This is a genomic window from uncultured Roseibium sp., assembly GCF_947499295.1.
Classification (GTDB): domain Bacteria; phylum Pseudomonadota; class Alphaproteobacteria; order Rhizobiales; family Stappiaceae; genus Roseibium.
The window spans coordinates 170,482-196,566 of record NZ_CANMNP010000012.1 but is presented as its reverse complement, the minus strand read 5'-3'; the positions used below and the strand labels follow the sequence as shown (position 1 = coordinate 196,566).

General features: G+C 55.6%; 23 protein-coding genes. 8 read left to right on the top strand and 15 right to left on the bottom strand.

Translation table 11 applies throughout. The features are described from left to right. The first annotated feature begins 756 nt into the window (after positions 1-756). Entirely contained in the window at positions 757-2,643 is a 1,887-nt protein-coding gene (locus Q0835_RS18885) for a M23 family metallopeptidase (RefSeq protein ID WP_298963728.1), read from the top strand. 81 nt (positions 2,644-2,724) lie between these two features. Here Q0835_RS18885 and clpB read toward each other — a convergent pair whose 3' ends face one another. From clpB to Q0835_RS18855, 6 genes are all read right to left on the bottom strand, one after another. Beyond that, a complete protein-coding gene (gene clpB, locus Q0835_RS18880; protein ID WP_298817083.1) occupies positions 2,725-5,322 on the bottom strand; it encodes an ATP-dependent chaperone ClpB in 2,598 nt (865 codons plus the stop codon). 214 nt (positions 5,323-5,536) lie between these two features. Further along, positions 5,537-6,238, bottom strand: coding sequence for a DUF4167 domain-containing protein (locus Q0835_RS18875; protein ID WP_366142361.1), 702 nt, complete (start codon positions 6,236-6,238; stop codon positions 5,537-5,539). A gap of 394 nt (positions 6,239-6,632) precedes the next feature. Beyond that, positions 6,633-7,487: a peptide chain release factor N(5)-glutamine methyltransferase gene (gene prmC / locus Q0835_RS18870; protein WP_298963727.1), complete on the bottom strand. Its 855-nt coding sequence runs from the start codon at positions 7,485-7,487 to the stop codon at positions 6,633-6,635. Between the two features lie 2 nt (positions 7,488-7,489). Next, on the bottom strand, positions 7,490-8,563 hold the full coding sequence (prfA, locus tag Q0835_RS18865; RefSeq protein WP_298963726.1) for a peptide chain release factor 1: 1,074 nt from the start codon (positions 8,561-8,563) through the stop codon (positions 7,490-7,492). 53 nt (positions 8,564-8,616) lie between these two features. Further along, positions 8,617-10,884 carry a phosphoenolpyruvate--protein phosphotransferase gene (ptsP, locus tag Q0835_RS18860; protein WP_298817092.1) on the bottom strand — a complete coding sequence of 756 codons (2,268 nt, stop codon included), beginning with the start codon at positions 10,882-10,884 and terminating at the stop codon, positions 8,617-8,619. A gap of 72 nt (positions 10,885-10,956) precedes the next feature. Beyond that, positions 10,957-12,207 (bottom strand): aspartate kinase, encoded by a 1,251-nt coding sequence (locus Q0835_RS18855; RefSeq protein ID WP_298817094.1) that lies wholly within the window; start codon positions 12,205-12,207, stop codon positions 10,957-10,959. A 303-nt stretch (positions 12,208-12,510) separates the two neighbouring features. On the opposite strand from Q0835_RS18855, the gene ubiG reads away from it, so the two are divergent. The 3 genes from ubiG (at position 12,511) to Q0835_RS18840 (ending at position 14,722) form a co-directional block, all read left to right on the top strand. Continuing rightward, on the top strand, positions 12,511-13,272 hold the full coding sequence (gene ubiG / locus Q0835_RS18850; RefSeq protein ID WP_298963725.1) for a bifunctional 2-polyprenyl-6-hydroxyphenol methylase/3-demethylubiquinol 3-O-methyltransferase UbiG: 762 nt from the start codon (positions 12,511-12,513) through the stop codon (positions 13,270-13,272). After that, positions 13,272-13,967, top strand: coding sequence for an alpha/beta fold hydrolase (locus Q0835_RS18845; protein ID WP_298963724.1), 696 nt, complete (start codon positions 13,272-13,274; stop codon positions 13,965-13,967). The genes ubiG and Q0835_RS18845 overlap by 1 nt, the downstream gene beginning before the upstream one ends. 254 nt (positions 13,968-14,221) lie before the next feature. Beyond that, complete coding sequence (locus tag Q0835_RS18840; protein ID WP_298817100.1) at positions 14,222-14,722, top strand: hypothetical protein; 501 nt, start codon at positions 14,222-14,224, stop codon at positions 14,720-14,722. Positions 14,723-14,798: 76 nt separating this feature from the next. Here Q0835_RS18840 and Q0835_RS18835 read toward each other — a convergent pair whose 3' ends face one another. The 4 genes from Q0835_RS18835 to Q0835_RS18820 form a co-directional block, all read right to left on the bottom strand. Beyond that, positions 14,799-15,326, bottom strand: coding sequence for a DUF1178 family protein (locus Q0835_RS18835; protein WP_298817102.1), 528 nt, complete (start codon positions 15,324-15,326; stop codon positions 14,799-14,801). Beyond that, on the bottom strand, positions 15,323-16,177 hold the full coding sequence (locus Q0835_RS18830; protein WP_298963723.1) for a carbon-nitrogen hydrolase family protein: 855 nt from the start codon (positions 16,175-16,177) through the stop codon (positions 15,323-15,325). The genes Q0835_RS18835 and Q0835_RS18830 overlap by 4 nt, the downstream gene beginning before the upstream one ends. Before the next feature lie 45 nt (positions 16,178-16,222). Beyond that, entirely contained in the window at positions 16,223-16,480 is a 258-nt protein-coding gene (gene grxC / locus Q0835_RS18825; RefSeq protein ID WP_298963722.1) for a glutaredoxin 3, read from the bottom strand. Between the two features lie 139 nt (positions 16,481-16,619). Next, positions 16,620-17,375, bottom strand: coding sequence for a ComF family protein (locus tag Q0835_RS18820; protein ID WP_298963735.1), 756 nt, complete (start codon positions 17,373-17,375; stop codon positions 16,620-16,622). A gap of 176 nt (positions 17,376-17,551) precedes the next feature. On the opposite strand from Q0835_RS18820, the gene Q0835_RS18815 reads away from it, so the two are divergent. Next, a complete protein-coding gene (locus Q0835_RS18815; protein ID WP_298817106.1) occupies positions 17,552-18,442 on the top strand; it encodes a methyltransferase domain-containing protein in 891 nt (296 codons plus the stop codon). A 33-nt stretch (positions 18,443-18,475) separates the two neighbouring features. On the opposite strand, the gene Q0835_RS18810 is transcribed toward Q0835_RS18815, so the two are convergent. From Q0835_RS18810 to Q0835_RS18790, 5 genes are all read right to left on the bottom strand, one after another. Further along, positions 18,476-18,706: a Flp family type IVb pilin gene (locus tag Q0835_RS18810; protein WP_298963721.1), complete on the bottom strand. Its 231-nt coding sequence runs from the start codon at positions 18,704-18,706 to the stop codon at positions 18,476-18,478. Between the two features lie 29 nt (positions 18,707-18,735). Then, the gene (gene mutT, locus Q0835_RS18805) at positions 18,736-19,137 is read right to left on the bottom strand and encodes an 8-oxo-dGTP diphosphatase MutT (protein WP_298963720.1); all 402 of its coding nucleotides are present in this window, start codon (positions 19,135-19,137) and stop codon (positions 18,736-18,738) included. Positions 19,138-19,222: 85 nt separating this feature from the next. Beyond that, positions 19,223-20,464 carry a bifunctional glutamate N-acetyltransferase/amino-acid acetyltransferase ArgJ gene (argJ, locus tag Q0835_RS18800; protein ID WP_298963719.1) on the bottom strand — a complete coding sequence of 414 codons (1,242 nt, stop codon included), beginning with the start codon at positions 20,462-20,464 and terminating at the stop codon, positions 19,223-19,225. 156 nt (positions 20,465-20,620) lie between these two features. Next, the gene (locus tag Q0835_RS18795) at positions 20,621-21,484 is read right to left on the bottom strand and encodes a peptidylprolyl isomerase (protein WP_298817112.1); all 864 of its coding nucleotides are present in this window, start codon (positions 21,482-21,484) and stop codon (positions 20,621-20,623) included. Between the two features lie 128 nt (positions 21,485-21,612). Next, a complete protein-coding gene (locus tag Q0835_RS18790) occupies positions 21,613-21,753 on the bottom strand; it encodes a hypothetical protein (protein WP_173005890.1) in 141 nt (46 codons plus the stop codon). On the opposite strand from Q0835_RS18790, the gene secA reads away from it, so the two are divergent. From secA to Q0835_RS18775, 3 genes are all read left to right on the top strand, one after another. Beyond that, complete coding sequence (gene secA / locus Q0835_RS18785; protein WP_298963718.1) at positions 21,754-24,525, top strand: preprotein translocase subunit SecA; 2,772 nt, start codon at positions 21,754-21,756, stop codon at positions 24,523-24,525. Between the two features lie 102 nt (positions 24,526-24,627). Next, entirely contained in the window at positions 24,628-25,662 is a 1,035-nt protein-coding gene (locus Q0835_RS18780) for a glycosyltransferase family 2 protein (protein ID WP_298963717.1), read from the top strand. After that, positions 25,652-26,083, top strand: coding sequence for a GtrA family protein (locus Q0835_RS18775; protein WP_298963716.1), 432 nt, complete (start codon positions 25,652-25,654; stop codon positions 26,081-26,083). The genes Q0835_RS18780 and Q0835_RS18775 overlap by 11 nt, the downstream gene beginning before the upstream one ends. Positions 26,084-26,085: the final 2 nt, after the last annotated feature.

Genomic DNA, 26,085 nt, shown 5'->3' with positions numbered 1-26,085 from the left:
CCCTCAACTCACGCCGAGGATCGCAAGGCCAACGCCGCCTACGCTTCCCTTCCTTCATATCCAAATTGTCAAAGAACCATTCGTTTCCGAATGCGGCCAAAAGCCTTCACCTAAAGACGCAACGCCCGATCCCTGTTTCCAGGTCGCTGGGGCAGTGATGTCTGGTAGGACCAACAGCAAGACATGCCGAAGCCGGCGTCGCCGTCGATGGAGGCGGTTATACGCAGGGCTCGATCATGAGTCAACACGGTTTGTCAAAAAAGATTCACAATAGGGGTCAAGAACGAAAAATGTTCGATTTTTCAAAGCCTTGAAACAATTCGATTGTAGTTCGATCATGGATTTGAACCCTCTTGCCGCGCATTGAGAATAGTCTTTCGTCCGCCCATTATAGGAAAAGCCCTTTTTACATGGATCAGAAACTCCAGAGCCTGCCAGATTTTGACCACAGAACGGTCAAAATCTCAGCTTAGGGACATGCTCCGCAGGGAAATGATGAATGCGACTTTGGTCACTGTTTTTGCAGAAACAATTGACCTTTTTCGTCAAACACTGCATTTAGCAGGATCTGTTAAATTTGGCGCGTCCGAATTATAAGGGTCCTCGGTGCAGAGTGAAGCGGGGATCTGCTCAGCAGGCTGTCGTGCAAGACCGAACAGGTAGTTAATGCAATTTGGGCCCTTTCATAACTCTCAGAGTGTGGGTATCGAGCTAGGCGACGAACCGCCGCTTCGCGGTTATGAAGGCCGCAATGGCATGTCCGACCGACGGCGGGTGTCACTTCGCTGGTTAGCTGGCACCGTTTTGACAGGTGTTACTTCGCTGGTTCTGATGGGCGGCGCCCTTATGGCAGCGCTTGACGGCCAGTACAGCGTCGAAGCAGCTCCATCTTCAGACGACTTTTTCAACGAGCTTTCGGCGTCCTATGGCGGCAGCAGCAAGGGCGACCGCGTCCTGAAGACCGCAGCCGAATACTCAAGCAAGCACGAGATCGACGTAAACGTTGTTTCCCGCGAGGGCGACAAGGACCACATTCGCGTTCAACCGCATGTTTTTGTAAGCGCGACACTGGCAACGCGCAAAGATCCGGCCCTGGCTGAACGGATACCGGCATTCAATCCACTCAACATGTTTGCCGAGAGCAATTCGGAAGATGTGCAGGGGAATCTTGTCGAGACAACCACAGCGCTTCTGTCAGACTCCCTTTATGGGGCCAAGCTGGAAAACGAAGTCAGCATCACGCTGACCCCGTTCCCTGCTTCAAGCAGCAGCATTGATCCTGACAAGACACCGTCAGAGACCGAGGTTGAACTGGCCGTTCGTGAAACCGCCCGGACACTTTCGATTGACGCGGTCGAAATGGCCGCCAAAACGCTGGTCGATCCGGGACGCTTCGATTTCAATCTGGCCCTTCAACCGGACCTGGAACGCTATGCTGTTCGCATCACGCCTGAAAACGTTTCTTTCGTTTCCAAGCGCGATGAGGAGATCCGGTTTGCCGGTATGGACGAAAGCATTGTTCCGGTCACCGAAGGGCTCAACCTGATCGACATTCTGAAAGATCACGATGCGACCGATGCAGAGGCCCAATCGATCACGGCAGCTTTTGAAGATCATTTCGATATAGCAGGTTTGGCTGAAGGCCAGAGGCTACGTATTGCCTACGCGCCGTCACCAGACGATCTTGAGCGGATGAGGCCGGAACGCATCAGCCTCTATGAAAACACCGAGCACCAAGCGACAGTTGCCCGGGCCGATAGCGGCAACTACATCAAGGCCCAGCAGCCGAGCACCTTTTTGGCAGGTGCGTTCGAGGAGGCGGACCGCGTTTCATACGGCGGTCCGACACCAGCCATTTATGACAGCCTCTACCAAACGGCCCTCGAGCAAGAGCTGCCGGAGGAGATCATCAACGATCTGGTGCGGATGTTCTCTTTTGACGTCGATTTCAACGCCCGCGTACAGCCAGGCGATGCATTGGAGCTGTTCTTTACCCAGTCCGATGCTAATGCGGCACCGAAGATCCTCTATGCTGCTTTGAACACCGGCAGCACCAAGCGAGAATTCTATCGCTACCGGACACCCGACGACGGCATCATGGACTTTTATGACAACTCGGGTCAGAGCGCGAAAAAATTCCTGATCCGCAAACCGCTCAATGGCGGCAAGTTCCGGTCCGGTTTCGGCATGCGCCGTCACCCGATCCACAAATATACCAAAATGCACCGTGGAGTTGACTGGTCTGCGCCGCGCGGTACACCGATCATGGCAGCAGGCAACGGGACGGTCCAAAAAGCCGGTTGGAGTTCAGGCTATGGACGCAGGATCGAACTGCGTCATACCAACGGCTATACCACCACCTACAATCACATGACCGGCTTTGCCAAAGGCGTACGCGAAGGCGCACGTGTGACCCAGGGCCAGATTATCGGATATGTCGGCTCGACGGGTCTGTCGACCGGACCTCACCTGCACTATGAGGTTCTTGTCAATGGGCGTTACATGGACCCGATGCGGATCAAGCTGCCCAAGGGCCGTACCCTCGATGGCGAGATGCGCACGGCATTTGAAGCAGAGCGCTACCGTGTCGACACTTTGATCGATCGCGCCCGCAAGCCTTCCCGCGTTGCTGCGATCAATTAGAAGATCGGAAAATCTGTTTGGATCGAAAAAGCCCGCGGATTGGTGTCCGCGGGCTTTATTCATTTCAGCTTAGAACGAATGTCAGGCAGCTACGATTTCAGAACCGGCAACCTGGAACAGAAGACGGTCCGCACCTGCTGAAACATCCACGGTCTGCCCATCAAGGATATCTCCAGACAGCAGTCTTTCTGCCAAGGGATCCTGAACATCCTTTTGGATAATACGTTTCAACGGCCTGGCTCCGTAGGCTGGGTCGTACCCTTTCTGCGCCAGCCAGCCGAGGGCACCATCATCCAGGTTCAGCGTGATCTTGCGATCGCTGAGCAGGCTGCGGAGCCGCTCAAGCTGGATCTTGACGATGTCGGCCATCTGCGACCTCTGCAGGCGATGGAACAGAACGATCTCATCCAACCGGTTCAAAAACTCAGGCCGGAAATGAGATCTGACCGCGCCCATGACTTCATCGCGCACTGCATCTGTGTCCTGACCCTCCGGCTGGTTGACCAGATACTCAGCACCAAGGTTTGACGTCATGATGATCAACGTGTTGCGGAAGTCGACTGTCCGTCCCTGACCATCAGTCAAACGCCCATCATCAAGCACCTGAAGCAGCACATTGAAGACATCACCATGCGCCTTTTCGATTTCGTCGAACAGGACGACCTGATACGGGCGCCGCCGCACGGCTTCAGTCAACGCACCGCCTTCCTCGTAACCGACATATCCCGGAGGTGCGCCGATCAATCGAGATACGGAATGCTTCTCCATATATTCCGACATGTCGATGCGAACCATCGCGCTGTCATCGTCGAACAGGAAGCTCGCCAGCGCCTTGGTCAGCTCCGTTTTGCCGACACCGGTTGGCCCAAGGAACATGAAAGAGCCGATCGGCCGGTTTGGATCCTGAAGACCGGCACGCGCCCGGCGCACGGCTGTAGAAACCGCATGAATGGCTTCCGCCTGACCGATCACTCTCCCGGCAAGAACATCTTCCATCCGCAGCAGCTTTTCCCGCTCGCCTTCCAGCATCTTGTCGACCGGAATGCCGGTCCATTTCGAAACAACCTGAGCAATGTGCGAGGGCGTAACGGCCTCGTCCACCATGGCGTCCTTGTCCTCGGACGCCTCGGCATCGCTCAGCTTCTTCTCAAGGTCCGGAACCACGCCATAGGCAAGTTCACCAGCCCGTGACAGGTCACCGCTTCGCTGCGCGATTTCCAGGTCAATCCGAGCCTGCTCAAGCTGCTCCTTGATTTTCTGTTCAAGGTTCAATTTTTCCTTTTCGCCAAGCCAACGGTTCGTAAGTGCCTGCGACTGTTCCTCCAGCTCGGTCAGCTCCCTTTCAAGGTTGGCAAGCCGATCCTTGGACGCTTCGTCGCTTTCGACTTTCAGGGCTTCGCGCTCGATTTTCAGCTGAATGATCCGGCGGTCGAGTTCGTCCAGTTCTTCCGGTTTGGAATCGACCTGCATACGCAAACGGCTCGCAGCTTCATCCATCAGATCGATCGCCTTGTCAGGCAAGAACCGGTCAGTGATGTAGCGGTTGGAAAGCGATGCTGCCGAAACAACCGCAGAATCGGTGATCCGAACGCCATGATGAAGTTCGTACTTCTCCTTGATACCACGCAATATCGAGACAGTGTCTTCAACAGTCGGCTCACTGACAAAGACCGGCTGAAAACGACGGGCAAGCGCGGCATCTTTTTCAACATGCTTGCGATACTCGTCGAGCGTTGTCGCCCCCACACAGTGAAGCTCACCTCGCGCCAGAGCGGGTTTGAGCAGGTTCGAAGCGTCCATCGCGCCATCGGCCTTCCCGGCGCCGACCAGCGTGTGCATTTCGTCGATGAACAAGACGATATTGCCAGCGGCCGCCTCGACTTCTGACAGCACCGCTTTCAGGCGTTCTTCGAATTCACCGCGATATTTGGCGCCAGCGATAAGCGCACCCAAGTCGAGTGCGAGGAGCTGCTTGTCCTTGAGCGACTCAGGCACGTCTCCATTCACAATACGCAGCGCGAGACCTTCTGCGATTGCAGTCTTGCCAACACCAGGCTCACCGATCAGTACAGGGTTGTTTTTGGTTCGACGCGACAAAACCTGGATCGTGCGACGAATTTCCTCATCGCGCCCGATAACTGGGTCGAGCTTACCGTCCCGGGCAACCGCCGTCAGGTCCCGGGCATATTTCTTGAGAGCGTCATACTGGTTTTCTGCCGTTGCGCTGTCCGCAGTCCGGCCCTGACGAAGCTGACTGATCGCTTCATTCAGACCGTTGGGCGTCACGCCATGTCGCTTCAACAGCTTGCCAGCTTCGCTCCCGCTGTCCATGACAAGCGCCAGCAGCAACCGCTCTACGGTGACAAAGCTGTCGCCGGCTTTTTCAGCAATCTTTTCGGCCTGTTCAAAGAGACGCGCCGTGGCCTGACCCATGTAGAGCTGACCAGACCCGCCTGAAACCTTTGGCATTTTCTCCAACAGGCCTTCAAGGTCGCCTTTCAATGCCTTTGACTGGCCTCCGGCCCGATCAATTAGGCCGCTTGCCATGCCTTCCGGATCGTCCAGAAGCACTTTTAGTATGTGTTCAGGGGCAAACTGCTGATGGCCCCGCCCCAGCGCAAAGGTCTGAGCGGACTGGACGAAGCCGCGGGCACGCTCTGTGTATTTTTCAAAGTTCATATTCAACCTCCTATCCGCCCGTACCACCCGAAGCGTGGAGAGCGTCTTTGGATCCGGACCCTGCAATCAGGCATCCGCACAGCTATTTTCGAACTGCCACTCATATATAGTGTTGCATTTTCATCACAAAAGTCCCCTGCGACAAAAACCGCACCCAAAGAAAAACGGCGCTTCAATGAAGCGCCGTTCCAATGATTCAATTGTCGCGGGTGGCCTATTCGCCGGCACCAGCTTCCGCAGAATTTTCTTCAGCTGCTTTTGGTCGTCGAGCGCGTGTTGTCCGTCGCCGTGGTTTCGGCTGATCTTCTTCAGCGCCCTCTGCAGTTGCTTGTGGAGCCTCCGCACTGCCGCCATCAGCTGGAGTTTCGGCAGTCGTATCCTCGGCAGCGCTCCGGCGAGGAGCGCGTGTTCTAGGCGTACGGGCCCGTCGGCGCGGTTTTTCGTCCGGCTCGGCATCCTCAGCGGACTCGGCCTTCTGACCGGCGCCATTGACCTTGCCTTCCTGATCGATCACCGGCATGTCCTCAATAAAGGGCTGCGGGCTGTTCGCATCGACAACGTCGCCATCAGCAGAAGCTTGTTCCTGCTGCGCCGGTCTTTCCGACCCGTTGGCAGCACCGGAGCCATTGGCCTGCGCGGCATCAGGCGCTTCTTCATTTTCATTGCGAGCTTGTTGCTGCTGTTGCGCGGCAGGTTGCTGCTGCGGCTGCGCTGCAGCCACGATTCGCTGATAGTGCTCGGCGTGTTGATTGTAGTTCTCGAACATCACACGGTCGCCGGATGCCTGAGCATCGCGTGCAAGCTGCTGGTACTTCTCCGCAATATGCATCGCTGTGCCACGGATTTTCACATCTGGACCGTTAGACTCATAAGTCCGGGTTAACGGATTAGGACCTTTGCGGCCCCTTCCGCGCATACGCTTATTGCTTTGATTTCCTGGTCTCATCCTGCCGTTTTCTCTTGCGGAACGGCGGTCAACTGCCGTTGACCCAACATCGGAATTGTATAAAACCGACACGAAATACATTACCGAAACCAACAATGCTGGTTAGCGGCTGTCATTGAAAACATACGCAGCGCGCTACAGGCCAAAGGCCAACGCGATTGTCTTTTTCTTCGACAGTCCGAAAACACCGGATAGTCCGATACGCAACGGTTTCCATGGCGCTAAATTTGCGTCAGTTCCCACGCTGCCGGATGCGTTATGCCCCGCTGAACGCTGATCACATCTCCGGTCTCGGCAACTGGAACCTAACCGTTTCCGTCGAGTTTTCCAAGTGCTTTTTCGCTCTTGGATCAAAACGGTAGAATTATTGCCGACAGGCCAGCAGCACCCGGTCGTTTCCTGAAAGATCCTTAACGATTTCAATTGCTCCAAAGCTATGATGACGCAACTGTTTTTCAACGGCGCCTGCCTGATCAAAGCCAATTTCAAGTGCAATTCTACCGCCTGACTTGAGAAGCATTTCGGCTTGCGCGATGATTCGCACATAACTATCCAATCCGGTTACACCGCCATCAAGTGCCAAAACAGGATCATGCTGAATCACTTCCGGGCTCAGCATTCCAAGGTCATGCGTACGGATGTAAGGCGGATTGCTCACCACCCAATCAAAGACGCCGGACTTTGCACCGGCGAGCGCGGATGCATAGTCGGCACAAAGCGGTAAAAACCGATCAGACACCTCATGCAAATCAGCATTTTCGGAAGCACAGGACAGGGCTTCAAAGGATAGATCGACGGCAACCATCCTTGATCTTTTCATTTCAGCAAGAAGCGTCACCGCAATGGCACCGGTCCCGGTGCCTAAATCGCAAAACAACTGTTCCTGGGTCGGAACGCTCAATGCGAGCACCGCATCGATCAAAGCTTCTGTGTCGGAACGGGGCTCCAGCGTCGCCGGGTTCATGACAAACCGTCTGCCGTAAAACTCTCTTTCCCCCAGGATTCGCCCGACTGGCATCCCGGCAAGGCGCTTTTCCGCATGGGTTTTCGCGGTCGCGGATTTTGTTTCGCTTACCGGATCATCGCCGCGCAGCATCAGATCAGAGATCGAGATACCCAACGCGGCGCTCACCAACAGTTTCGCATCAAGTTCAGGTAGCTCGATCTGTGCATCTCGAAACAAGTCGCGCACCTGCCGATAAAGCTGGCCGACCGTCATGATCAGGCTTCTTCCGATGCCAGCAGATTTGCCTGATGATCCATGGTCAATGCATCGATCACTTCGCCGAGGCCTTCGCCGGCAACGATCTGGTCGAGTTTATAAAGGGTCAAACCGATGCGGTGATCGGTGACGCGCCCCTGGGGATAGTTGTAAGTCCGAATTCGTTCGGAACGGTCGCCGGACCCGACCTGAAGGCGGCGAGCTTCCGTACGTTCGCTGGCAGCCCGTTCCCGCTCTTCGTCATATATGCGAGCACGGAGCAACTGCATGGCCCGGGCCTTGTTCTTATGCTGAGAGCGTTCATCCTGCACAGCCACGACGATACCAGTTGGCATATGCGTGATACGCACCGCAGAATCTGTGGTGTTGACGTGCTGACCACCCGCTCCTGAGGCCCTGAAGGTATCAATCCTCAGATCGCTGTCCTGAATGTCGACGTCGACATCCTCAGCCTGCGGCAGCACAGCGACAGTCGCCGCCGATGTATGGATCCGGCCACCCGACTCAGTTGCAGGTACACGTTGCACCCGATGCACGCCTGATTCAAATTTCAGCCTCGCGAATACGCTGTCACCGGAAACGGAAGCGATGATTTCCTTGTAGCCGCCTACTTCTCCCTCGCTTGCAGAAAGCACTTCGACCTTCCAGCCCCGAAGTTCCGCAAAACGCTGGTACATCCGGAAGAGATCGCCAGCAAAAAGAGCAGCTTCGTCCCCGCCGGTGCCAGCACGAACTTCCAGAATGGCGTCATTTGTGTCCGCTTCGTCTTTCGGCAGCAGGCCGATGCGCACATCCTGTGTCAGAGTTTCAACGGTTGCGGACAGATCACTGCATTCCAGTTCAGCGAGCTCGCGCATTTCCGCATCCGATTCGGGGTCGGACATCAATGCTTCTGCATCGGACAGTTCGTCTTCCGCTTTGATCAGGGCCCGAATCTTGAAAACCAATGGTTCAAGCCCTGCATATTCGCGAGACAGTTTGACATAGGCAGCAGGGTCCGGACTCGCTGACATCAGATGCTCGATCTCGGCAAAACGGTCCAACAAATTATCAAGTTTGTGACGCGCCAGCATACGCGCTGATTCTCCTAAAACCCCAATGCGGGAATGAGTTAAGCCTGATCGTGCTAAAGAGCAACATCGGTTTCGGCAGCAAAGCGCTGCAGCACGTCCCGAATGCTCCTGTCATTGTGGCCCGGTTCCAACCTGGGCAGCAGCCGTGCAGACAGGCGGCCCGCATCGACGGTTCGCAACATCGCTTTGACCGGACCCAGCGAGGCTGGAGACATCGAAAGGTCTCTAAAGCCGAGTGCGAGCAATGCCATGGCCTCAAGTGGGCGTCCTGCGAGTTCACCGCACAGTGTCACCGGGACATGAGCCTTATGTGCTGCGTCCGCAATGGATTTCAAGGCGCGCAGGAAGCCGACACCCAAAGTGTCGAAACGATCCGCGACACGGGTATTGCCCCGGTCGACCGCACAGAAGAACTGAAACAGGTCGTTTGAACCCACAGAGACAAAGTCCACGCAATCCATCAGTTCTTCGAGCTGGAACAGAAGTGAAGGCACTTCAACCATAACACCCAACCGGATGTTTTCCGGCGTTGCATGGCCATGCTGCCGCAAGTGCTTCACTTCCTTGTCGACAAGCGACTTTGCCTCCAGGAACTCATCAACGACCGCAACCATCGGAAACATCAGCTTCAGGTCCCTGCCGGCGGCTGCGTGCAGGAGCGCCCGGATCTGTGTTCGCAGCAAGCCTGGCCGATCCAGCCCAAGCCGGAGGGCACGCCAACCCATGGCCGGGTTTTCTTCCTGGATCGAACGCAGGTAAGGAAGAACCTTGTCGCCGCCGATATCTAGCGATCGGAAAGTCACCGGCTTGCCGTCGGCCGCATTCAGGATCTGCGTATATTGCTGCTGCTGCTCACGCATGCGCGGAAACGACGAAGCGACCATGAACTGTAGCTCGGTCCGAAACAGTCCGACACCTGCCGCGCCCGATTCTTCCAGATGCGGCAGATCGACCAGAAGACCGGCATTCATCTGCAATGAGAACTCGACACCGTCGCGCGTAACCGACGGCTTGTTTCTCAGCCTGCGGTACTGCGCCTGACGGCGTGCCCGGAACCGCACCTTTTCCGCGTAAGCATTTTCCAGGTCCGCAGCTGGCCGCAGGTGAACTTCACCAGTATCACCATCGACAATGATTGCGTCGCCGCCGTCTGCCAGACTGACAATGTCATCCACCAGACCGACCATCGGAATACCGAGGGCACGCGCTACGATGGTCACGTGACTGGTCGGCCCGCCCTCTTCAAGCACAAGGCCCCGGATGCGGTCGCGGCCATAGTCAAGCAACTCCGCGGCACCCATGTTTCGTCCGACAATGATGGCATCTTGCGGCAGCTCGTCGAAGCCTGGACCGTGTTCACGCCCCATCAATTCTCGGATCAGGCGGTGGGCAAGATCATCCAGATCGTGGAGCCGCTCGCGTAGATAGGGATCCGTCTGGCGCAACATCCGCGCACGGGTGTCACTTTGCACTTTTTCGACGGCAGCTTCTGCTGTCAGGCCGTTCTTGATCGCGTCTTCGATCTTCCTGATCCAACCGCGATCATAGGCAAACATCCGGTAGGCCTCGAGCACCTCACGATGCTCACCCGTTGCAGCGATTTCACCGCTCGCCAACAGGTCATCGATAGAGAGCCGCAATCGATTGATGGCGGCTTCCAACCGGCTTTTTTCCTTGTCTGTGTCTTCCGCTATCAGGTTGGTAACGACAACACGCGGTTCATGCAGAACCACATGCCCAAGCCCGACACCTTCTGAAAGACCGACACCATTGGCTGTAATCGGCCGCGACAAATCAAGCCCGGTGGCCTTTTGAGCGATCGCCTCCAATTCGCCTGCCGCAACCATCTCGGCAATCACCATGGCAGTAGTTTGAAGAGCCTCAACCTCGTCTTCCAGATATGTCCTGTGCGACTGATTCTGTACGACGAGTACACCAAGGGTCCGGCCCGCTCGGAGAATTGGCACACCAAGAAACGAATTATATGCTTCTTCACCCGTTTCGGGCAGGTACGCAAATCCCGGGTGCGCGCTGGCGTTCGGAAGATTGAGAGGACGTGCTTCGGCAGCGATCAGCCCGACCAGCCCTTGCCCGACGCGCAGTGAGGCATTGTGGACGGCGGCCCGGTTCAAGCCTTCCGTTGCATAGAGTTCAAGAACGCCATCGGCACGCAGAATATAAACGGAACAGACCTCGGCGACCACGTTCGACGCGATCAGCACAACGATCTTGTCGAGTCGCTCTTGCGCCGTGATTGGCTCCGCCATGACTTCGCGAAGCCGGCGGAGCAACAGGCGCGGTCCGGCTAGGTTGCTGCGCATTGCGCCCCCGATTGATCCCGCTTCTTGCAAGTTCCCGTAAGGATCCCGATCAGTGATCTCTTGCAGAAAATGCTATCCGTCCAACCCGTATAGCGAATGGAGAGTCCGAACCGCAAGTTCTGCATAGGCGGAATCGATCAGGACGGAGATTTTGATTTCCGATGTCGTGATGGCGCGAATGTTGATCCCCTTCGACGCAAGACCGCTAAAGCACTGCGCAGCAATCCCGGCATGAGAGCGCATGCCAATGCCGATGACAGAGACCTTGACCACATCGGTCGCCCCTTCAAGAGCCTGAAAACCGATCTCGTCACGGTTGTCGTCCAGCACTTTCTTGGCACGGTCGAAATCACCTTCCGGAACCGTGAAAGTAATGTCCGTGGTCTTTCCGTCAGGAGATATGTTCTGGACGATCATGTCGACATTGATGTGCGCGTCTGCCAGAGGGCCGAACACGGACTGGGCGACACCCGGCTTGTCAGCCACGTCGCGAATTGAAATTTGAGCTTCGTCTTTGGCATAGGCAATGCCGGTGACAACCTGCTGTTCCACGAGTTCATCCTCGTCGCAAATTAGAGTACCAATCGGAAGGCCGTCAGCGCCGACCTGGGATGCTTCCGGATCGTCGAAACTGGAGCGGACAAAGGTCCTCACGCCATGGATCATGGCCATCTCAACGGAACGCACCTGAAGAACTTTTGCTCCAAGAGACGCCATCTCCAGCATTTCCTCGAACGAAACCCGGCCGAGACGCTGCGCTTTGGGGACGATGCGAGGGTCGGTGGTATAGACGCCATCGACATCGGTATAGATATCACATCGGTCTGCCTTGATGGCCGCAGCAATGGCCACGGCGCTCGTGTCTGACCCCCCGCGCCCGAGCGTTGCAATGCGATTGTCCGGGGAGATCCCTTGAAATCCTGCCAGGACGGCAACTTGCCCTTGGTCCAGACGCTCGCTCAGGAAACCGGCTTCAATTTCGCGGATCCGGGCTGCGCCGTGGTTCTCATCAGTTTTGATCGGCACCTGCCATCCCTGCCAGGAGCGGGCGTTGACGCCCATGTCCTGGAGCACGATCGCAAGCAGACCGGAGGTAACCTGTTCACCGGACGCAACAACGGCATCATATTCTCTTGCGTCGTGAAGCGGTGACGCTTCCCGGCAGAACTGAACCAGTTTGTTGGTCTGGCCGGCCATTGCCGAAACCACGACCGCCACCTGGTGGCCAGCGTCCACTTCCCGCTTCACATGACGGGCCACATTGCGGATGCGATCAAGATCGGCAACCGAAGTCCCGCCAAATTTCAATACCAGTCGGGCCATACCACTCGTAAGTCTTGTTGTCGTTTCGTGTCGGCGCAGCTGCGCCGGATGGATCGGCGCACATGCATACAGTCTGCTTTCCCTTGCTGCAACCGCCCATCTCCAGGCTTTCGCTGCCTGGACTTGCAATTTTCAGAAGCTGTCATGAGAAACGCTCAAGCGTGCGTACTGAAAGAGGATCTCCTGCGACCATTCCCCAACTTCCCAAACCCCCTATAACCTTGACAAACAGGCATGGACTTTGAAACGACAGCGGTCTGACGAGCGGAAGCAGCAACTGCACCGTTCACGAAAGGAACACCGATGACAAGCAAAGCGCAGCAGACGTCCGGGACGATCGACAGCGAAGAGGTCGCACGTTTCTCCGCCATGGCGCAGGAGTGGTGGGATCCAGCCGGAAAATTCAAGCCATTGCACAAATTCAATCCGGTTCGCCTTGCCTATATCAAACAGGGAGTCTGCCGTCGTTTCGGCAGGGACCCCAAGGCTTCAGACGCGTTCAATGGGTTGAGGTTTCTTGATATCGGGTGTGGCGGAGGCCTCTTGAGTGAGCCAATGGCACGACTGGGCGCTGACGTCGTTGGCGCAGATCCTTCGCAGACCAACATCGAAATCGCCCGGCTGCACATGCAAAGTTCCGGGCTGAACATCGATTACCGAGCCGAAACCGCTGAGGGACTTGCAGCAGCAGGTGAGACCTTCGATGTCGTGCTCAACATGGAAGTCGTAGAACACGTCGCCGATGTTCCACTCTTCCTTGAGGCCACCAGCAACATGGTCCGGCCAGGCGGGCTAATGTTTGTTGCAACGATCAATCGGACCATGAAGGCTTATGCACTTGCCATTTTTGGTGCCGAATACGTGCTTCGCTGGTTGCCGAAGGGCACTCACTCCTACGACAAGTTGGTGAAACCGTCTGAAATTGAAGCCCCGCTCGGTGCAGTTGGCCTCAATATCATCGACCGCAGCGGGGTCAGCTACAACCCATTGACCGACAGCTGGGCGCAATCCCGCGACATGGATGTGAACTACATGCTGCTCGCAGAGCGTCCTGAGACCACATGATGAGCGATCCGCTCCTCTTCGTTCCAGGCCTCATGTGCACGGAGGCGCTGTTCGCGCCGCAAATCGCTGCATTCAAAGATCGTCCGATCATGGTTGCCGATCATCGTCAGCACGACCGGATATCGGATATTGCTGCTGCAATCCTGGAAAAAGCTCCAGAACGGTTTTCGCTGATCGGCCTGTCTATGGGCGGATACATTGCGATGGAAATCATGAGGGAAGCACCCGGTCGGGTCAGCAAACTGGCTTTGCTCGACACCAAATCCCGCGCTGACACACCGGAACAATCGGAACGGCGATCTTTTCTCATAGAGCTGACCCGCAAACGCGGGTTTGCAAAGGTGCCGCACCTGCTTTTTCCCGGGTTCGTACACGAGAAAAACGAGGAAAATGTGGGCCTGAAATCCATCGTAGTTGAGATGGCCAACGACACGGGACCTGACGCCTTTATTCGTCAACAGACCGCGATCCTCCACAGAATCGACTCTCGACAAAGGCTCGGCGAGATCGATTGCCCGACTCTGGTTATGGTCGGTGATGGAGATCGACTGACACCACCTGCGCTTTCCCGGGAAATTCATGAACGCATTCCGACGAGCGAACTCGAAGTGATACCCGGATCAGGCCACCTTACCACGCTTGAAACGCCTGAAGCCGTAACAATTGCACTCCAGAAATTTATGAATCTGCCTTAGCGCGCATTGTTACATCGCTGCAAATTCCCGGGTTGAACCGGCTCCATGTCTTTATCGAAAAATCAGCATGCACTTTTGATACGGGTCAAGGATACCTCCGCACGCTGGCGTATAATGAATACACCTTGGTGTATTCAAACTGAAATGAAGCCCAGGGCCTGCAGCGGCCGCGTTGCGCGAGACCTGCCGATGGGCAGTCAGCAGAACGGCTTGAAAGAGCTGCAACCTACCAACACCAAAGCGGAGGACGTTTCATGGCAACAAAGCGCAATGCAGGTGCTTTCGATTTTGGCTTCACCATGCCCGAGTGGCCAATGCCCACCTTTTCGAACTGGGCCTTCGCGGAGCGTGAAGACCGGATTGAGGCAAAGGCTGTCGCCAGCTTCCAGAAAATGGGTAAGACGGTCCTGACCCATGCTGAACAGGCATTTGACGATCACATGGAGTTTGTCAGCCATCGACTGCACGAGGATTTCGAGTGCGCCAAGTCACTGAGCCAATGCACGATGCCGGAAGAATCCATGGCAACTCTGCAATCTTTCTACACAAGGATGGCGACCGAATACCAAGAGCATTTTGAAAAACAGGCCGCACTCTTTCGAGACAGCTTTTCTGAAAATGCCGCGGCCGTAGAAGAGCTCAATGAGACCGCATTGGAAAGCGTCAACGAACTCAGCAAGGCAGCAGAAGAAAGTCTTGAAGAGGTCAAGCCGGCAAAGACGTTCGCTAAGCGCAAGACCGCATCAAAGACTTAGAATTCGGGTGGGCCGTGCGTCGGTCAGTCTTGAAACCGAAGCCGGTGCGCGCAGCAGGACCATAGTTGGATTGCCGTCAGTTCTTGTCGTCCGGAAGGTCGGGCAGTGGAACGACGGCAATACCCTCTTCCATCAGCGCCTCGGCATCCTTTGGTGTCGTCTGGCCGTAGATGTTGCGCTCTTCGGCTTCGCCATAGTGGATCTTGCGCGCTTCCTTGGCGAAATTCGAGCCGACATTTTCAGAGTTTTCAATGATCTGGGCACGTACGACGCGCAACGCCTCGACAATTTCCTTCTTTTGAAGGTCTGCCGGCAAAAGGGCGGAAGTCCTCGTTGCAGGGGCCGCGTCCGCAGGTATCGGCGGCGCCGACGGCGCTTCATTGACTTCGGCTTGGCCATCGCCTGGAGATACGGGCGTCGAAAAAGCTTCGCGTTTGCGTGCGGTCGAAACCGCAGGTGCCATCAACCCTTTTCTGACTTCTGTCGATCCGCAAATCGGACATGTGACCAGGCCTCGCCCACATTGCGCTTCAAAGTCATCCGAATTGCGAAACCAGCCTTCGAATGAATGGGTGGCGTTGCAGACGAGCGTGTATTTGATCACGCAGGTATCTCCTTCAGGCCCTCGGCAACATGGCAATCGAAGGCCCGTTCATTGGCAATCGCGGGGATCCTTCCCCGCGCCTTGGACACAGTCTCAATTTCAATCTCTGCAAGGATGTATCCCGGTTCATCATTTTCGAGCTCGGCAAGGACGCCTCCCCAAGGGTCGACAACAAGGCTGTGACCGTAGGTCTCGCGTCCATCTTCATGGAGACCCCCTTGCGCCGCAGATATGATGTAAGCACCATTTTCAATAGCGCGGGCGCGCTGTAACACATGCCAGTGCGCTTCGCCAGTCTGCCGGGTAAAGGCAGCAGGTCCCGTCAAAACCTCTGCGTCGTTTCTGGCCTGTGTCCGGAAGATTGCCGGAAATCGGACATCATAGCAGATCGCCATGCCGAACCTGGCAAACGGCAGGTCAGCGATAACAGTCTCACGGCCCGGTTCATAGGTCGCAGATTCCCGCCAGCTCTCACCGTTTGGCAGATCGACATCGAACATGTGGATCTTGTCATAAGTGGCCAGTATCGACCCGTTTGGCCCTATCATGAAGGCCCGGTTCGACACTTTGCCTGACTGGTTCAGGACCGCCAAAGACCCCAAATGCAGAAAAACACCCTCATCGGACGCCACAGATCTTGCCATGCTCAAGAATGGATCGGCGCTAGGATCAAAAATCCGCTCCAGAAGATCTTCACGACTACGGACAAGAACATTCGACATTTCGGGTGTCTGAATGTAATGCGCACCCTGCTTAGCTGCCATGCGGATCAGCTCTTCGGCCGCACGGCAATTTGCCTTCGGATCCTTACCGCTGCGAAGCTGAATACATGCTGCCGTGAATGAGGTCATAAGACCGCCTTTGCTGTGAACCCGAGACGCTGAACAGCCAGTTAATCAGGACGCAAGCATTGCGTCCAGTTTGCCTGCCCGCTCCAGATCATGAAGGTCATCACAGCCACCTACATGCTTGTCACCGATGAAGATTTGCGGAAAGGTCGCTCGGCCATTGGCTTTTTGCACCATTTCGCGTTTCAGCGAAGGGCTGAAGGTTGCATCCTGCTCCTGATAGTCGATGCCCTTTTTGTCCAGCAAGCGTTTGGCCGCTGTGCAGAAACCACAAAGTTGACGCGTGTAGATCACCACTTTGGACATTGGATAATGTGTTCCTTTCATCTTCACGGCTGAATGCGTGAAATACGATCTGCCACCGGAAAATCTCGGCGTTATATGCGCCCAATCTCTGAAAACACAAGAGAGCCCGGCATTCGAAAGAAACACCTTGAGGTAAGGATCACGTGCGAAGTGATGGATCCGCCAGTGCAAAAGTCAACACATCCACTGAGTGGGCCCCAGCGGAAAGCAGAGTTTTACTGCAAGCGGATATTGTCGATCCGGTCGTCATCACATCGTCGATCAAAACGACGTGACGGCCCTGTAATTGAGTTTCGCGCCGCGGATCGACCGCAAAGGCAGACCGGACATTCATCCTGCGCTCTTCGGCGGACAGCCCGACCTGCTGGCGGGTCCGTTTTCGACGCTTCAGCATTTCCGGCTCAAAAGCCCCACCGCATCCAGCCGCTATCTCTTTCGCCAAATCGGCTGACTGGTTGAAACGACGCGAAACCAACCGCAGCCAATGCAGCGGAACAGGAACAATTACGCTGTCCGGCGACAAAAATTCCTGACCGTTCCGGGCCATCCATCTGGCCATCGGTCCGGCAAGCTCACGTCTTTTCGAAAATTTGAATGCTAGCACAAGATCTCTGGCAGGCCCCTCGTAGAGCGCTGCGGCCCTGAGGCGCTCAAAAACGGGAGGGTTTGCAATCGCGCGCGGGCTCCAAGCCATTTCCCCGACATCATAGGAAAAAGGGGAACCGAAACGATGGCACCAGGGCTTGTCGATGAAAGGCATGGCCTGCCAGCAATCAGCACACAGACTGTTTTTTGTGGCAACGCGCAATCCGCAACTAATGCATCGAAGCGGCAGCAAAAAATCCAGAGCGAACCCGGCGGCCTTTGCCGGTACGTTTCGCAGCTGTTCCCTCACTAAGTGCACAACACATCCTCACAGCAGCAATTGCCGACCGAAGTGCCAATAAGAAGCATTGATCAGAAATATTCAACCAGTCAACTCAGGGTTCAAAGCTGAAAGACGCCCCTTTGACCCAGGTGCCTTGATACAATATGTGACCCGTTCAACAACAGCCGACGACAGAGTTGCTAGTGACCGACCAGCCTGATCTTTTCGACCGTTCACTCCTTGGGAGCCGCCGCGCGCGCGCCCTTAAATCAGCGAAGCCGGGCTCGGATTTTCTTCTGAAGGTGGTCGCCGATGATCTTGAGGACAGACTGCATCTGGTCAACCGGAACTTTTCAACAGCGATCGACCTGGGCGGTCATACCGGTCTTGTAAGTCAGGCGATCCGGAATGCAGGCAAAGCCGAAAGGGTGATCAGAGCGGACTTGTTTGTTGCTGATCACCATCTGCTGCCACCTGACCTTATATGCGATGATGGCCTGTTGCCGCTGCGCGATCAGTCAATCGATCTTCTGGTCTCTGCCTTGAGCCTGCAATTCGTCAACGATCTTCCAGGCGCACTGATCCAGATTCGGAGAAGCCTCAGGCCGGACGGCCTGTTTCTCGCGACCCTTCCCGGTGCCGGCACCCTTTCGGAACTACGAGACAGCCTGACGCGGGCAGAACTTGAACTTAAAGGTGGTGCAGCCGCCAGAGTGCTTCCTTTTGCAGATACCCGGGATCTTGGAAGCTTGCTTCAACGGGCAGGCTTCGCTTTGCCTGTGACAGATCTCGACACACTGATCGTCAGGTATGATTCCATGTTTGGACTGATGGCGGATCTGCGCGCAATGGGGGCAACATCTGTTCTGAGAGATCGCAGCCGATTGCCTTTGTCGCGAAAGGTGCTGTTTCGTGCTGCAGAGCTATACGCACAAAATCATGCCGACGAGGATGGGCGGATCCGGGCGACATTTGGTTTCGTCACGCTGTCCGGCTGGGCACCCCACGAAAGCCAACAAAAGCCCTTGCGACCCGGCGCTGCCAAGACAAGACTTGCAGATGCACTAGGCACCAGTGAGCAAAAGCTCAAGTAGCCGTTACGAGACCTGTTGAAACGACAGAATTAGTTATTTGATGTTATTGTCCGCAGACTTGATAGCGGTCGACAATGGCGTGAAAACACCGTCTCGCAGAGATGTGCCGATTACCGTCATCGAGAGTAATATGGCAATGCTGATCGTGCCCACGATGAGGCCGTATTCGATCATTGTTGCACCCGATTGATCTCGGCCGAACCTTGCCAGAAGCTTGCGAAATGGTTTTTGGCGGTCTGAAACAGATAAATCCCGGCTTTTCATTTCAGACCTCGATACTCGTTACGCTGCCACTATACGGCGTCTATCAGATGCGGGATGAGAGGTTCGTCGGCAGCCGGCATCGGATAATCCCGCAGCCTCATCGCCCGCACCCATTTGAGTGCCTGGCGTTCCTGACCTTGCGGGACACCTTCCCATCTTCGGCAAATGAAAAGTGGCATAAGTAGATGAAAATCTTCGTAAGTGTGGCTCGCAAAAGTCAGGGGAGCGAGACACGCTTCGTTAACCTCAATCCCGAGTTCTTCGTGGAGTTCCCGGATCAGTGTTTCCTCAGGACGCTCGCCGGGCTCGACCTTTCCCCCGGGGAATTCCCACAGCCCTGCCATGGATTTTCCTTCCGGTCGCTGCGCCAGGAGGATCCGCCCATCGGCATCCACTAGTGCGCAGGCAGCAACGAGCACGATTTTGGTCATTGACGAAGTGTCCGAATTCGAAACGCCCGACAAAGGCGCAGTTAAGTATAAGTGTTACCGGGTCCTGGATATCGCCAGAGGAACATCAACTGCGATAGTCACCGTTGATAGCAACGTATTCCTTGGTGAGGTCGCAGGTCCAGACGGATGCAGCACCTTCACCAAGGCCAAGATCCACCCGCAGAAGAATTTCTTCGCGCTTCATCACTTCCGACGCGGCTTCTTCGCTGTAGTTCGGATCTCGTTCACCCTCGACGGCAACCCGAATGTCGCCGAACCAAATTGCCAGACGGTCACGATCGGCAGGTTCACCTGCTTTGCCAACCGCCATGACGACACGCCCCCAATTGGCGTCTTCCCCCGCAATGGCGGTCTTTACGAGTGGCGAATTGGCAATCGCCAAGGCGATTTTTTTGGCGGACACGTCGTTTTTCGCGCCCTCGACGCGAACTTCGACGAATTTTCTAGCCCCTTCCCCGTCCTTCACGATCTGATGTGACAGATCGAGCATTACGTCACCAAGTGCTTTCCGAAGAATGCTGACCCTTGGATCTTCCAGTGATGTCACTGGGTCAACGCCGGTTTCCGCAGCCGCACCGGTTGCGAACAAGAGAACGGTGTCTGAAGTCGATGTGTCGCTGTCGACTGTGATGGCGTTGAAACTGCCCTGCGTTTCATCGCCGAGCAATGACTGCAACACGTCCGGAGAAATTGCGGCATCGGTAAAGATGAAGGACAGCATCGTCGCCATGTCGGGTGCAATCATGCCTGCACCTTTTGCTATTCCGTTGAAAACAATTGTCTTTCCGTCCAAGTCAACACTCGCGGTTGCGACCTTCGGATAAGTGTCCGTGGTCATTATGGCGCTCGCAGCGTCCAGCCATGTCGCTTCGCCCTGACGGTTCTTAAGGCTCTCTAAAACGGCTGAAAACTTCTCGGCCGGCAACGGTTCTCCTATAACGCCGGTCGATGCCAGAAAGACTTCTTCTTCGGCAACATCCAGCGCACCTGAGACAATTTCAGCCGACAGTTTAACGGCTGCCATGCCTTTCCTTCCGGTAAAGGCATTGGCGTTTCCTGAATTCACCAGCAATGCGCTTGCCGTTCCGCCGGAAAGGCGTGACCTGCACCAATCAACCGGAGCCGACGGGCACTTCGAGCGGGTGAAGACACCGGCAATTGTGGTTCCTTCGGAGACCGTCGCCAGCAGCACATCTGTTCTGCCCTCATATTTGATACCGGCTTCAGCGGTCGCAAACTGGACACCTTTGAGTTCAGGCATATCCGGGTAGGACGTTGGGGCAAGCGGGGAAACGGTCGTCGACATGAATTCGGTCCAGGTCAGATTAAGTGCTTGTGCTCTAGCCGCAAGCGTGACCGAAGTGCAAGCCCTTTCAAGCGTCGACAATCGGCGTCATTCGCAACAAAAAACCCGGCGGCCCAAGGCCACCGGGTGATCTGCGTGCCAATCCGGCTCCGTGACTTATTCCGTAGCCGGCTTTTCTTCACCGGGTTTGGCAAGTTTTTCGTCCAGGACTTCAACGGTGGTCGCACCCTTGAGTTCTGACATTTTTGCTTCGTATCGATCGCGGAAGAGCTGTTGCCGCAATCCATTGGCAACCTCTTCAAAAGCAGGTTTTTCCTGCTTGCGCTTTCCTTCAAGCTTGATGACGTGCCAGCCGAACTGTGTTTCCACGGGCTCCTTTGTGTAGGAGCCCGTATCAAGCGCAAAAACAGCTTCGTCAAAAGGAGGCACCATCTGACCTCGACCGAAGAAACCGAGATCACCGCCATTCGGACCAGACGGACCGGTCGATTTTTCACGGGCCAACTCAGCGAAATCGGCTCCACCGTCCAGCTCTTTGATCAATTCCTCAGCTTCAGCCTTCTCCTTCACCAGAATGTGACGAGCATTGACCTCTTCTGCGCCTTCGAAATCGGCGAATTCCGCATCGTATGCAGCCTGCAGATCTTCGTCAGAAATCGCCTCACCAATTTTCTGCGACAAATACGCATTGCGCAGTGCCTGCAGCTCAAGGAATTCCATTTGCTTCTGGAAATCCGGATCCTGATCGAGACCGTCCTGCCGCGCAGCCTGCGCCAGCAGCTCCATGTCGACGACCGCATCAAGCAACAGCTGCCGCCATTGCGCAGGTGGAAAACGCTGCAGTTCCTGGCCTAAGTCCTTGGCAGCAAAAGCGAGATCCGCTTCCGTGATTTCCGCTTCACCAACCTTTGCGACCACATCGCCTGGCTCGGCTGCAGACAGCGAAACGGATCCGAGCGACAGAGCCATAAGGGAAACGGCAAGCGTCTGGACAGGCCTGCGCATCGAAATTCGGAACATATGAAGTCCTTTACGTATAGGAACGGTATTCGTTGTCCCTCTGTTTAAACGAGGGCGGGGCTACTTTGCGCATTCCAGCGACGTTGACAAGCTTAGAGCCCCCTCTTATCTGTCGAGCGTTCCGGCAGTCAGGCTGGATTGGCATCTTTTCGGCCGCGTTCACCGGCCAGCGCGTTGCGCTCGGCGGCAACGTGGACAGCAATTGAGACGATTTCATGGGCAGGCGCCAGATTGCCAATTGGCGCCGCCTTCAGAGGAAGGACCGCCACATGGCTGGCCTTGGCGCTTTAGCACGTAAGATATTCGGTTCGGCAAACGACCGGAAGATTAAGACATTTCGTTCAACGGTGGAGCAGATCAATGCGCTCGAACCGGAAGTGCAGGCCCTGTCGGACGAGGCGCTGCGCGCCCGAACGGACGAGTTCCGCGAGCAGTTGAAAAACGGCACAAGCGTGGAAGACCTCCTTGTCCCTGCTTTTGCAACCGTGCGCGAGGCAGCCCGCAGGGCGCTCGGCCAACGCCATTATGACGTCCAGTTGATCGGCGGCATGGTTCTCAATTCAGGCCAGATTGCAGAAATGCGCACCGGTGAGGGCAAGACGCTGGTTGCAACGGCCCCCGTTTACCTAAACGCTCTGACCGGAAAAGGCGTTCACGTTGTGACCGTGAACGACTACCTGGCACAGCGTGACAGCGAGTGGATGGGTCAGGTTTACAGGTTTCTCGGCCTGACGGTCGGCTGCATCACACACGGCCTTTCCGACGAAGAGCGCCGGGACGCTTACGCTGCAGATGTCACTTATGGAACGAACAACGAATTCGGATTCGACTATCTGCGCGACAACATGAAACACGACCGTGAGTCGATGGTTCAGCGCGATCATGCCTATGCCATTGTCGATGAAGTCGATTCCATCCTCATCGACGAGGCCCGGACACCGCTTATTATTTCCGGTCCTCTGGAAGACCGGTCCGAGTTCTACAATACGGTTGACGCCTTCATTCCGCATCTGACGGAAGAGGACTACGAACTCGACGAGAAGCAGCGATCCGCCACCCTTACGGAAGCCGGTAACGAAAAGCTTGAGGGTTTGCTCGGCGAAGCGGAGCTTTTGAAGGGCGATTCGCTCTATGACGTGGAAAACGTTTCAATCGTCCACCATTTGCAACAGGCACTAAAAGCTCACAAGTTGTTCCAGCGCGACAAGGACTACATCGTCCGGAACGACGAAGTGGTAATCATTGACGAGTTCACCGGACGCATGATGCCGGGCCGCCGTTTTTCCGAAGGCCTGCACCAGGCCCTCGAGGCCCGCGAGAAAGTGCGCATCCAACCGGAAAACCAGACACTCGCGTCAATCACCTTTCAGAACTATTTCCGCATGTACGGCAAGCTCGCCGGCATGACCGGCACCGCGTCGACAGAAGCCGACGAATTTGCTGACATCTACAAGTTGGAAGTTGTCGAGATCCCGACCAATGTGGTCGTCAAACGTATTGACGACGACGACGAAGTCTATCGAACCGTCCAGGAGAAGTTCATCGCGATTGTCAAACTGATTGACGATTGCAAGGAACGCGGTCAACCGATCCTGGTGGGAACCACGTCCATCGAAAAGTCCGAGCTTCTCGCTGAGCTTTTGAAGAAACAGCATGGCTACAAGCAGATCGATCTGAGCGACCCGGCGGCATTTGCAGCCGCGCAGAAGAAAGACGACGGCAAATCCAAGGTCTTTGCGGTTCTCAATGCCCGTTACCATGAACAGGAAGCGTTCATCGTTGCACAGGCAGGTCTTCCCGGCGCGGTTACGATTGCGACCAACATGGCCGGTCGCGGTACCGACATTCAGTTGGGCGGCAATGCCGACATGCAGATAGCCATGGAACTGGGCGACATGGAGGAAGGCGCGGAGCGCGAAGCGAAAGAAGCCCAGATCCGCGACGAAGTTGAAAGACTCAAGACCAAGGCACTTGAAGCCGGTGGTCTTTATGTGATTGGCACCGAGCGGCATGAAAGCCGCCGGATCGACAACCAGCTGCGAGGCCGCTCCGGTCGTCAGGGTGACCCCGGGCATTCCAAGTTTTTCTTGTCGCTTCAAGACGATCTGATGCGCATCTTCGGTTCAGAGCGCATGGACACCATGCTGCAAAAGCTCGGCCTCGAAGAAGGCGAGGCAATCATCCACCCTTGGATCAACAAGGCATTGGAAAAGGCACAACAGAAAGTCGAGGCCCGTAACTTCGACATTCGTAAGAACCTTCTGAAATTCGACGATGTGATGAACGACCAGCGCAAGGTTGTTTTTGAACAGCGCATCGAATTGATGGACAGCGAAGCCATTCAGGACGCTGTCGCAGACATGCGGCATGACGTGATCGATGATCTGGTTGCAAGACACATTCCTGAAAAGGCGTACCCGGAACAGTGGGACACGGAAGGTCTTCAGGAAGAGGTGGGCAAGTACCTCAACCTCGATGTTCCGGTAAAGGACTGGGCGGACGAGGAAGGTATTGCCGACGAAGAGGTACGGGACCGGCTGCGCAAGTCCGCGGACGAAGCTATGGCCCAGAAGGTTGCCAAATACTCGCCGGATGTCATGCGTCAGGTCGAAAAAGCGATCCTGCTTCAGACACTCGACAACCTCTGGCGCGAACATCTGTCAAACCTCGACCATCTGCGCTCGGTCGTCGGCTTCCGCGGTTACGCGCAACGCGATCCTCTTCAGGAATACAAGACCGAAGCCTTCACGCTGTTTGAATCGATGCTGGCACAACTCCGTCAAATGACCACGGCACAGCTGTTGCGCGTCGAACTTGTAACGGAACAGCCGCCGCAAATGCCGGAAGAGCCCGAAATGCATGCCCATCACATCAACCCTCTGACCGGGGAAGACGAAATGGCGCTTGCAGGAGCAAGTGCGGCACCGCGCGGCGAACGCAATCCGGAAGATCCATCGACATGGGGTAAGGTTGGCCGCAACGAGGCCTGTCCGTGCGGCTCCGGCAAGAAATTCAAACACTGCCACGGCGCCCTGGTGTAACCGCACTGAAATTGTGCTGAAAAAGGCCAGCCCGCACTCTTGGGCTGGCCTTTTTCGTGAAACTCCGGCAGGTTGCGCCGAATTCAAACGGCCAGAACATCAATGGAAAACACTGCCGCAGCATCCGTCTACGTTTCCCGACGCGAAAACACTCGTCCAGATGCACCTGTTCTCAGCGTGCTCGTACCTGTTTTCAACGAGGAAGAAGTCATACTTCATTTCCTGGAGGCGACGAGGCTCGTACTTGAGCGCACCGGCCTGCAATATGAGTATGTCTTCATTGACGACGGCAGCCGTGACAAGACGGCAGACCTTCTCGCACAAGAGCTGAAAAAAGGCCTGCCCGGGCGCCTTTTGGGACTTTCCCGCAATTTCGGCAAGGAAGCAGCGCTTTCAGCAGGGCTGGAAGCTGCAAAAGGCGACATCGCCATCATCATTGATGCAGATCTTCAAGACCCGCCAGAGCTCATACTTCAAATGCTCGATGGCTGGCGCGCCGGCTATGATGTTGTCTACGGCCTGAGGGTGAACAGGTCGTCCGATACGCTGATGAAACGCTCCACCGCCGGAATGTTCTATAAGCTTTTCAACCGGCTAGCGAATATCGACATGCCTGCGAATGCCGGTGATTTCCGTCTGATCGATCGCGCGGTTATCGACGCGTTACTGCAATTGCCGGAGCGAAACCGCTTTATGAAAGGCCTCTTTGCCTGGGTCGGGTTTCCGTCCATGGCCCTGCCTTATGAACGGCCACCCAGGAAAGCAGGCACTGGAAAATTCAACTATTGGAAACTCTGGAATTTCGCCCTTGACGGATTGACTGGCTTTACAACCTTACCGCTGCGTATCTGGTTTTACGGTGGCATGGTCATTTCTCTGGCAGCCTTTGCCTATGCTTTCTATCTGACGCTTCGCGTGTTTTTGCACGGCATTGACGTGCCTGGTTATGCCTCGCTCATGGTGGCTCTGCTGTTCTTCTCAGGGGTTCAATTGCTTTCAATCGGCATGATCGGAGAATATATCGCGCGGCTGTTCAACGAAGCCAAACAGCGACCGGTTTTTGTTCTTCAGGACGTCATTGAAGGCGGCACGCCGCAAACGGGCCCGCAAGAGGACAAGACCTCCAATGACGCCTGATCGCAAACGGCGAGCCTTGAAGACCGAGACCACGGCCGCAGGAAAATTTGCAATTGTCGGCGTCCTTGCAACACTCACCCACGCAACTGTTGCCGGCGGACTGCTCGAATCCGGCCAACTCTCAGCCTTTCCGGCCAATATCTGCGGTTTTCTGACCGCATTCTTTGTCTCTTTCGGAGGGCATTATTTCTGGAGTTTTGCGCATTTGCGTCAACAGGGTACGGCAATGAAAAGCATGACCCGGTTCCTTGTCATTGCTCTGAGCGGTTTTGCCCTCAATTCAACCGTACTTGCACTGTGGCTTGGACTGACACCCTGGCCCGATCTCATCGGGTTGTTGTTGTCCATCGCAATCGTACCTGCCTTAACCTTCCTGGGGGCCCGTCTTTGGGCCTTTTCCCATCGAACCGCTGAAACCTGACC

Excerpts from the sequence above, each read along its gene's own strand:
- Q0835_RS18885 (WP_298963728.1), top strand. The coding sequence starts at position 757 with ATGTCCGACCGACGGCGGGTGTCACTTCGCTGGTTAGCTGGCACCGTT.
- clpB (WP_298817083.1), bottom strand. The coding sequence starts at position 5,322 with ATGAACTTTGAAAAATACACAGAGCGTGCCCGCGGCTTCGTCCAGTCC.
- Q0835_RS18875 (WP_366142361.1), bottom strand. The coding sequence starts at position 6,238 with ATGCGCGGAAGGGGCCGCAAAGGTCCTAATCCGTTAACCCGGACTTAT.
- prmC (WP_298963727.1), bottom strand. The coding sequence starts at position 7,487 with ATGACGGTCGGCCAGCTTTATCGGCAGGTGCGCGACTTGTTTCGAGAT.
- prfA (WP_298963726.1), bottom strand. The coding sequence starts at position 8,563 with ATGCTGGCGCGTCACAAACTTGATAATTTGTTGGACCGTTTTGCCGAG.
- ptsP (WP_298817092.1), bottom strand. The coding sequence starts at position 10,884 with ATGCGCAGCAACCTAGCCGGACCGCGCCTGTTGCTCCGCCGGCTTCGC.
- Q0835_RS18855 (WP_298817094.1), bottom strand. The coding sequence starts at position 12,207 with ATGGCCCGACTGGTATTGAAATTTGGCGGGACTTCGGTTGCCGATCTT.
- ubiG (WP_298963725.1), top strand. The coding sequence starts at position 12,511 with ATGACAAGCAAAGCGCAGCAGACGTCCGGGACGATCGACAGCGAAGAG.
- Q0835_RS18845 (WP_298963724.1), top strand. The coding sequence starts at position 13,272 with ATGAGCGATCCGCTCCTCTTCGTTCCAGGCCTCATGTGCACGGAGGCG.
- Q0835_RS18840 (WP_298817100.1), top strand. The coding sequence starts at position 14,222 with ATGGCAACAAAGCGCAATGCAGGTGCTTTCGATTTTGGCTTCACCATG.
- Q0835_RS18830 (WP_298963723.1), bottom strand. The coding sequence starts at position 16,177 with ATGACCTCATTCACGGCAGCATGTATTCAGCTTCGCAGCGGTAAGGAT.
- grxC (WP_298963722.1), bottom strand. The coding sequence starts at position 16,480 with ATGTCCAAAGTGGTGATCTACACGCGTCAACTTTGTGGTTTCTGCACA.
- Q0835_RS18810 (WP_298963721.1), bottom strand. The coding sequence starts at position 18,706 with ATGAAAAGCCGGGATTTATCTGTTTCAGACCGCCAAAAACCATTTCGC.
- mutT (WP_298963720.1), bottom strand. The coding sequence starts at position 19,137 with ATGACCAAAATCGTGCTCGTTGCTGCCTGCGCACTAGTGGATGCCGAT.
- argJ (WP_298963719.1), bottom strand. The coding sequence starts at position 20,464 with ATGTCGACGACCGTTTCCCCGCTTGCCCCAACGTCCTACCCGGATATG.
- Q0835_RS18795 (WP_298817112.1), bottom strand. The coding sequence starts at position 21,484 with ATGTTCCGAATTTCGATGCGCAGGCCTGTCCAGACGCTTGCCGTTTCC.
- secA (WP_298963718.1), top strand. The coding sequence starts at position 21,754 with ATGGCTGGCCTTGGCGCTTTAGCACGTAAGATATTCGGTTCGGCAAAC.
- Q0835_RS18780 (WP_298963717.1), top strand. The coding sequence starts at position 24,628 with ATGGAAAACACTGCCGCAGCATCCGTCTACGTTTCCCGACGCGAAAAC.
- Q0835_RS18775 (WP_298963716.1), top strand. The coding sequence starts at position 25,652 with ATGACGCCTGATCGCAAACGGCGAGCCTTGAAGACCGAGACCACGGCC.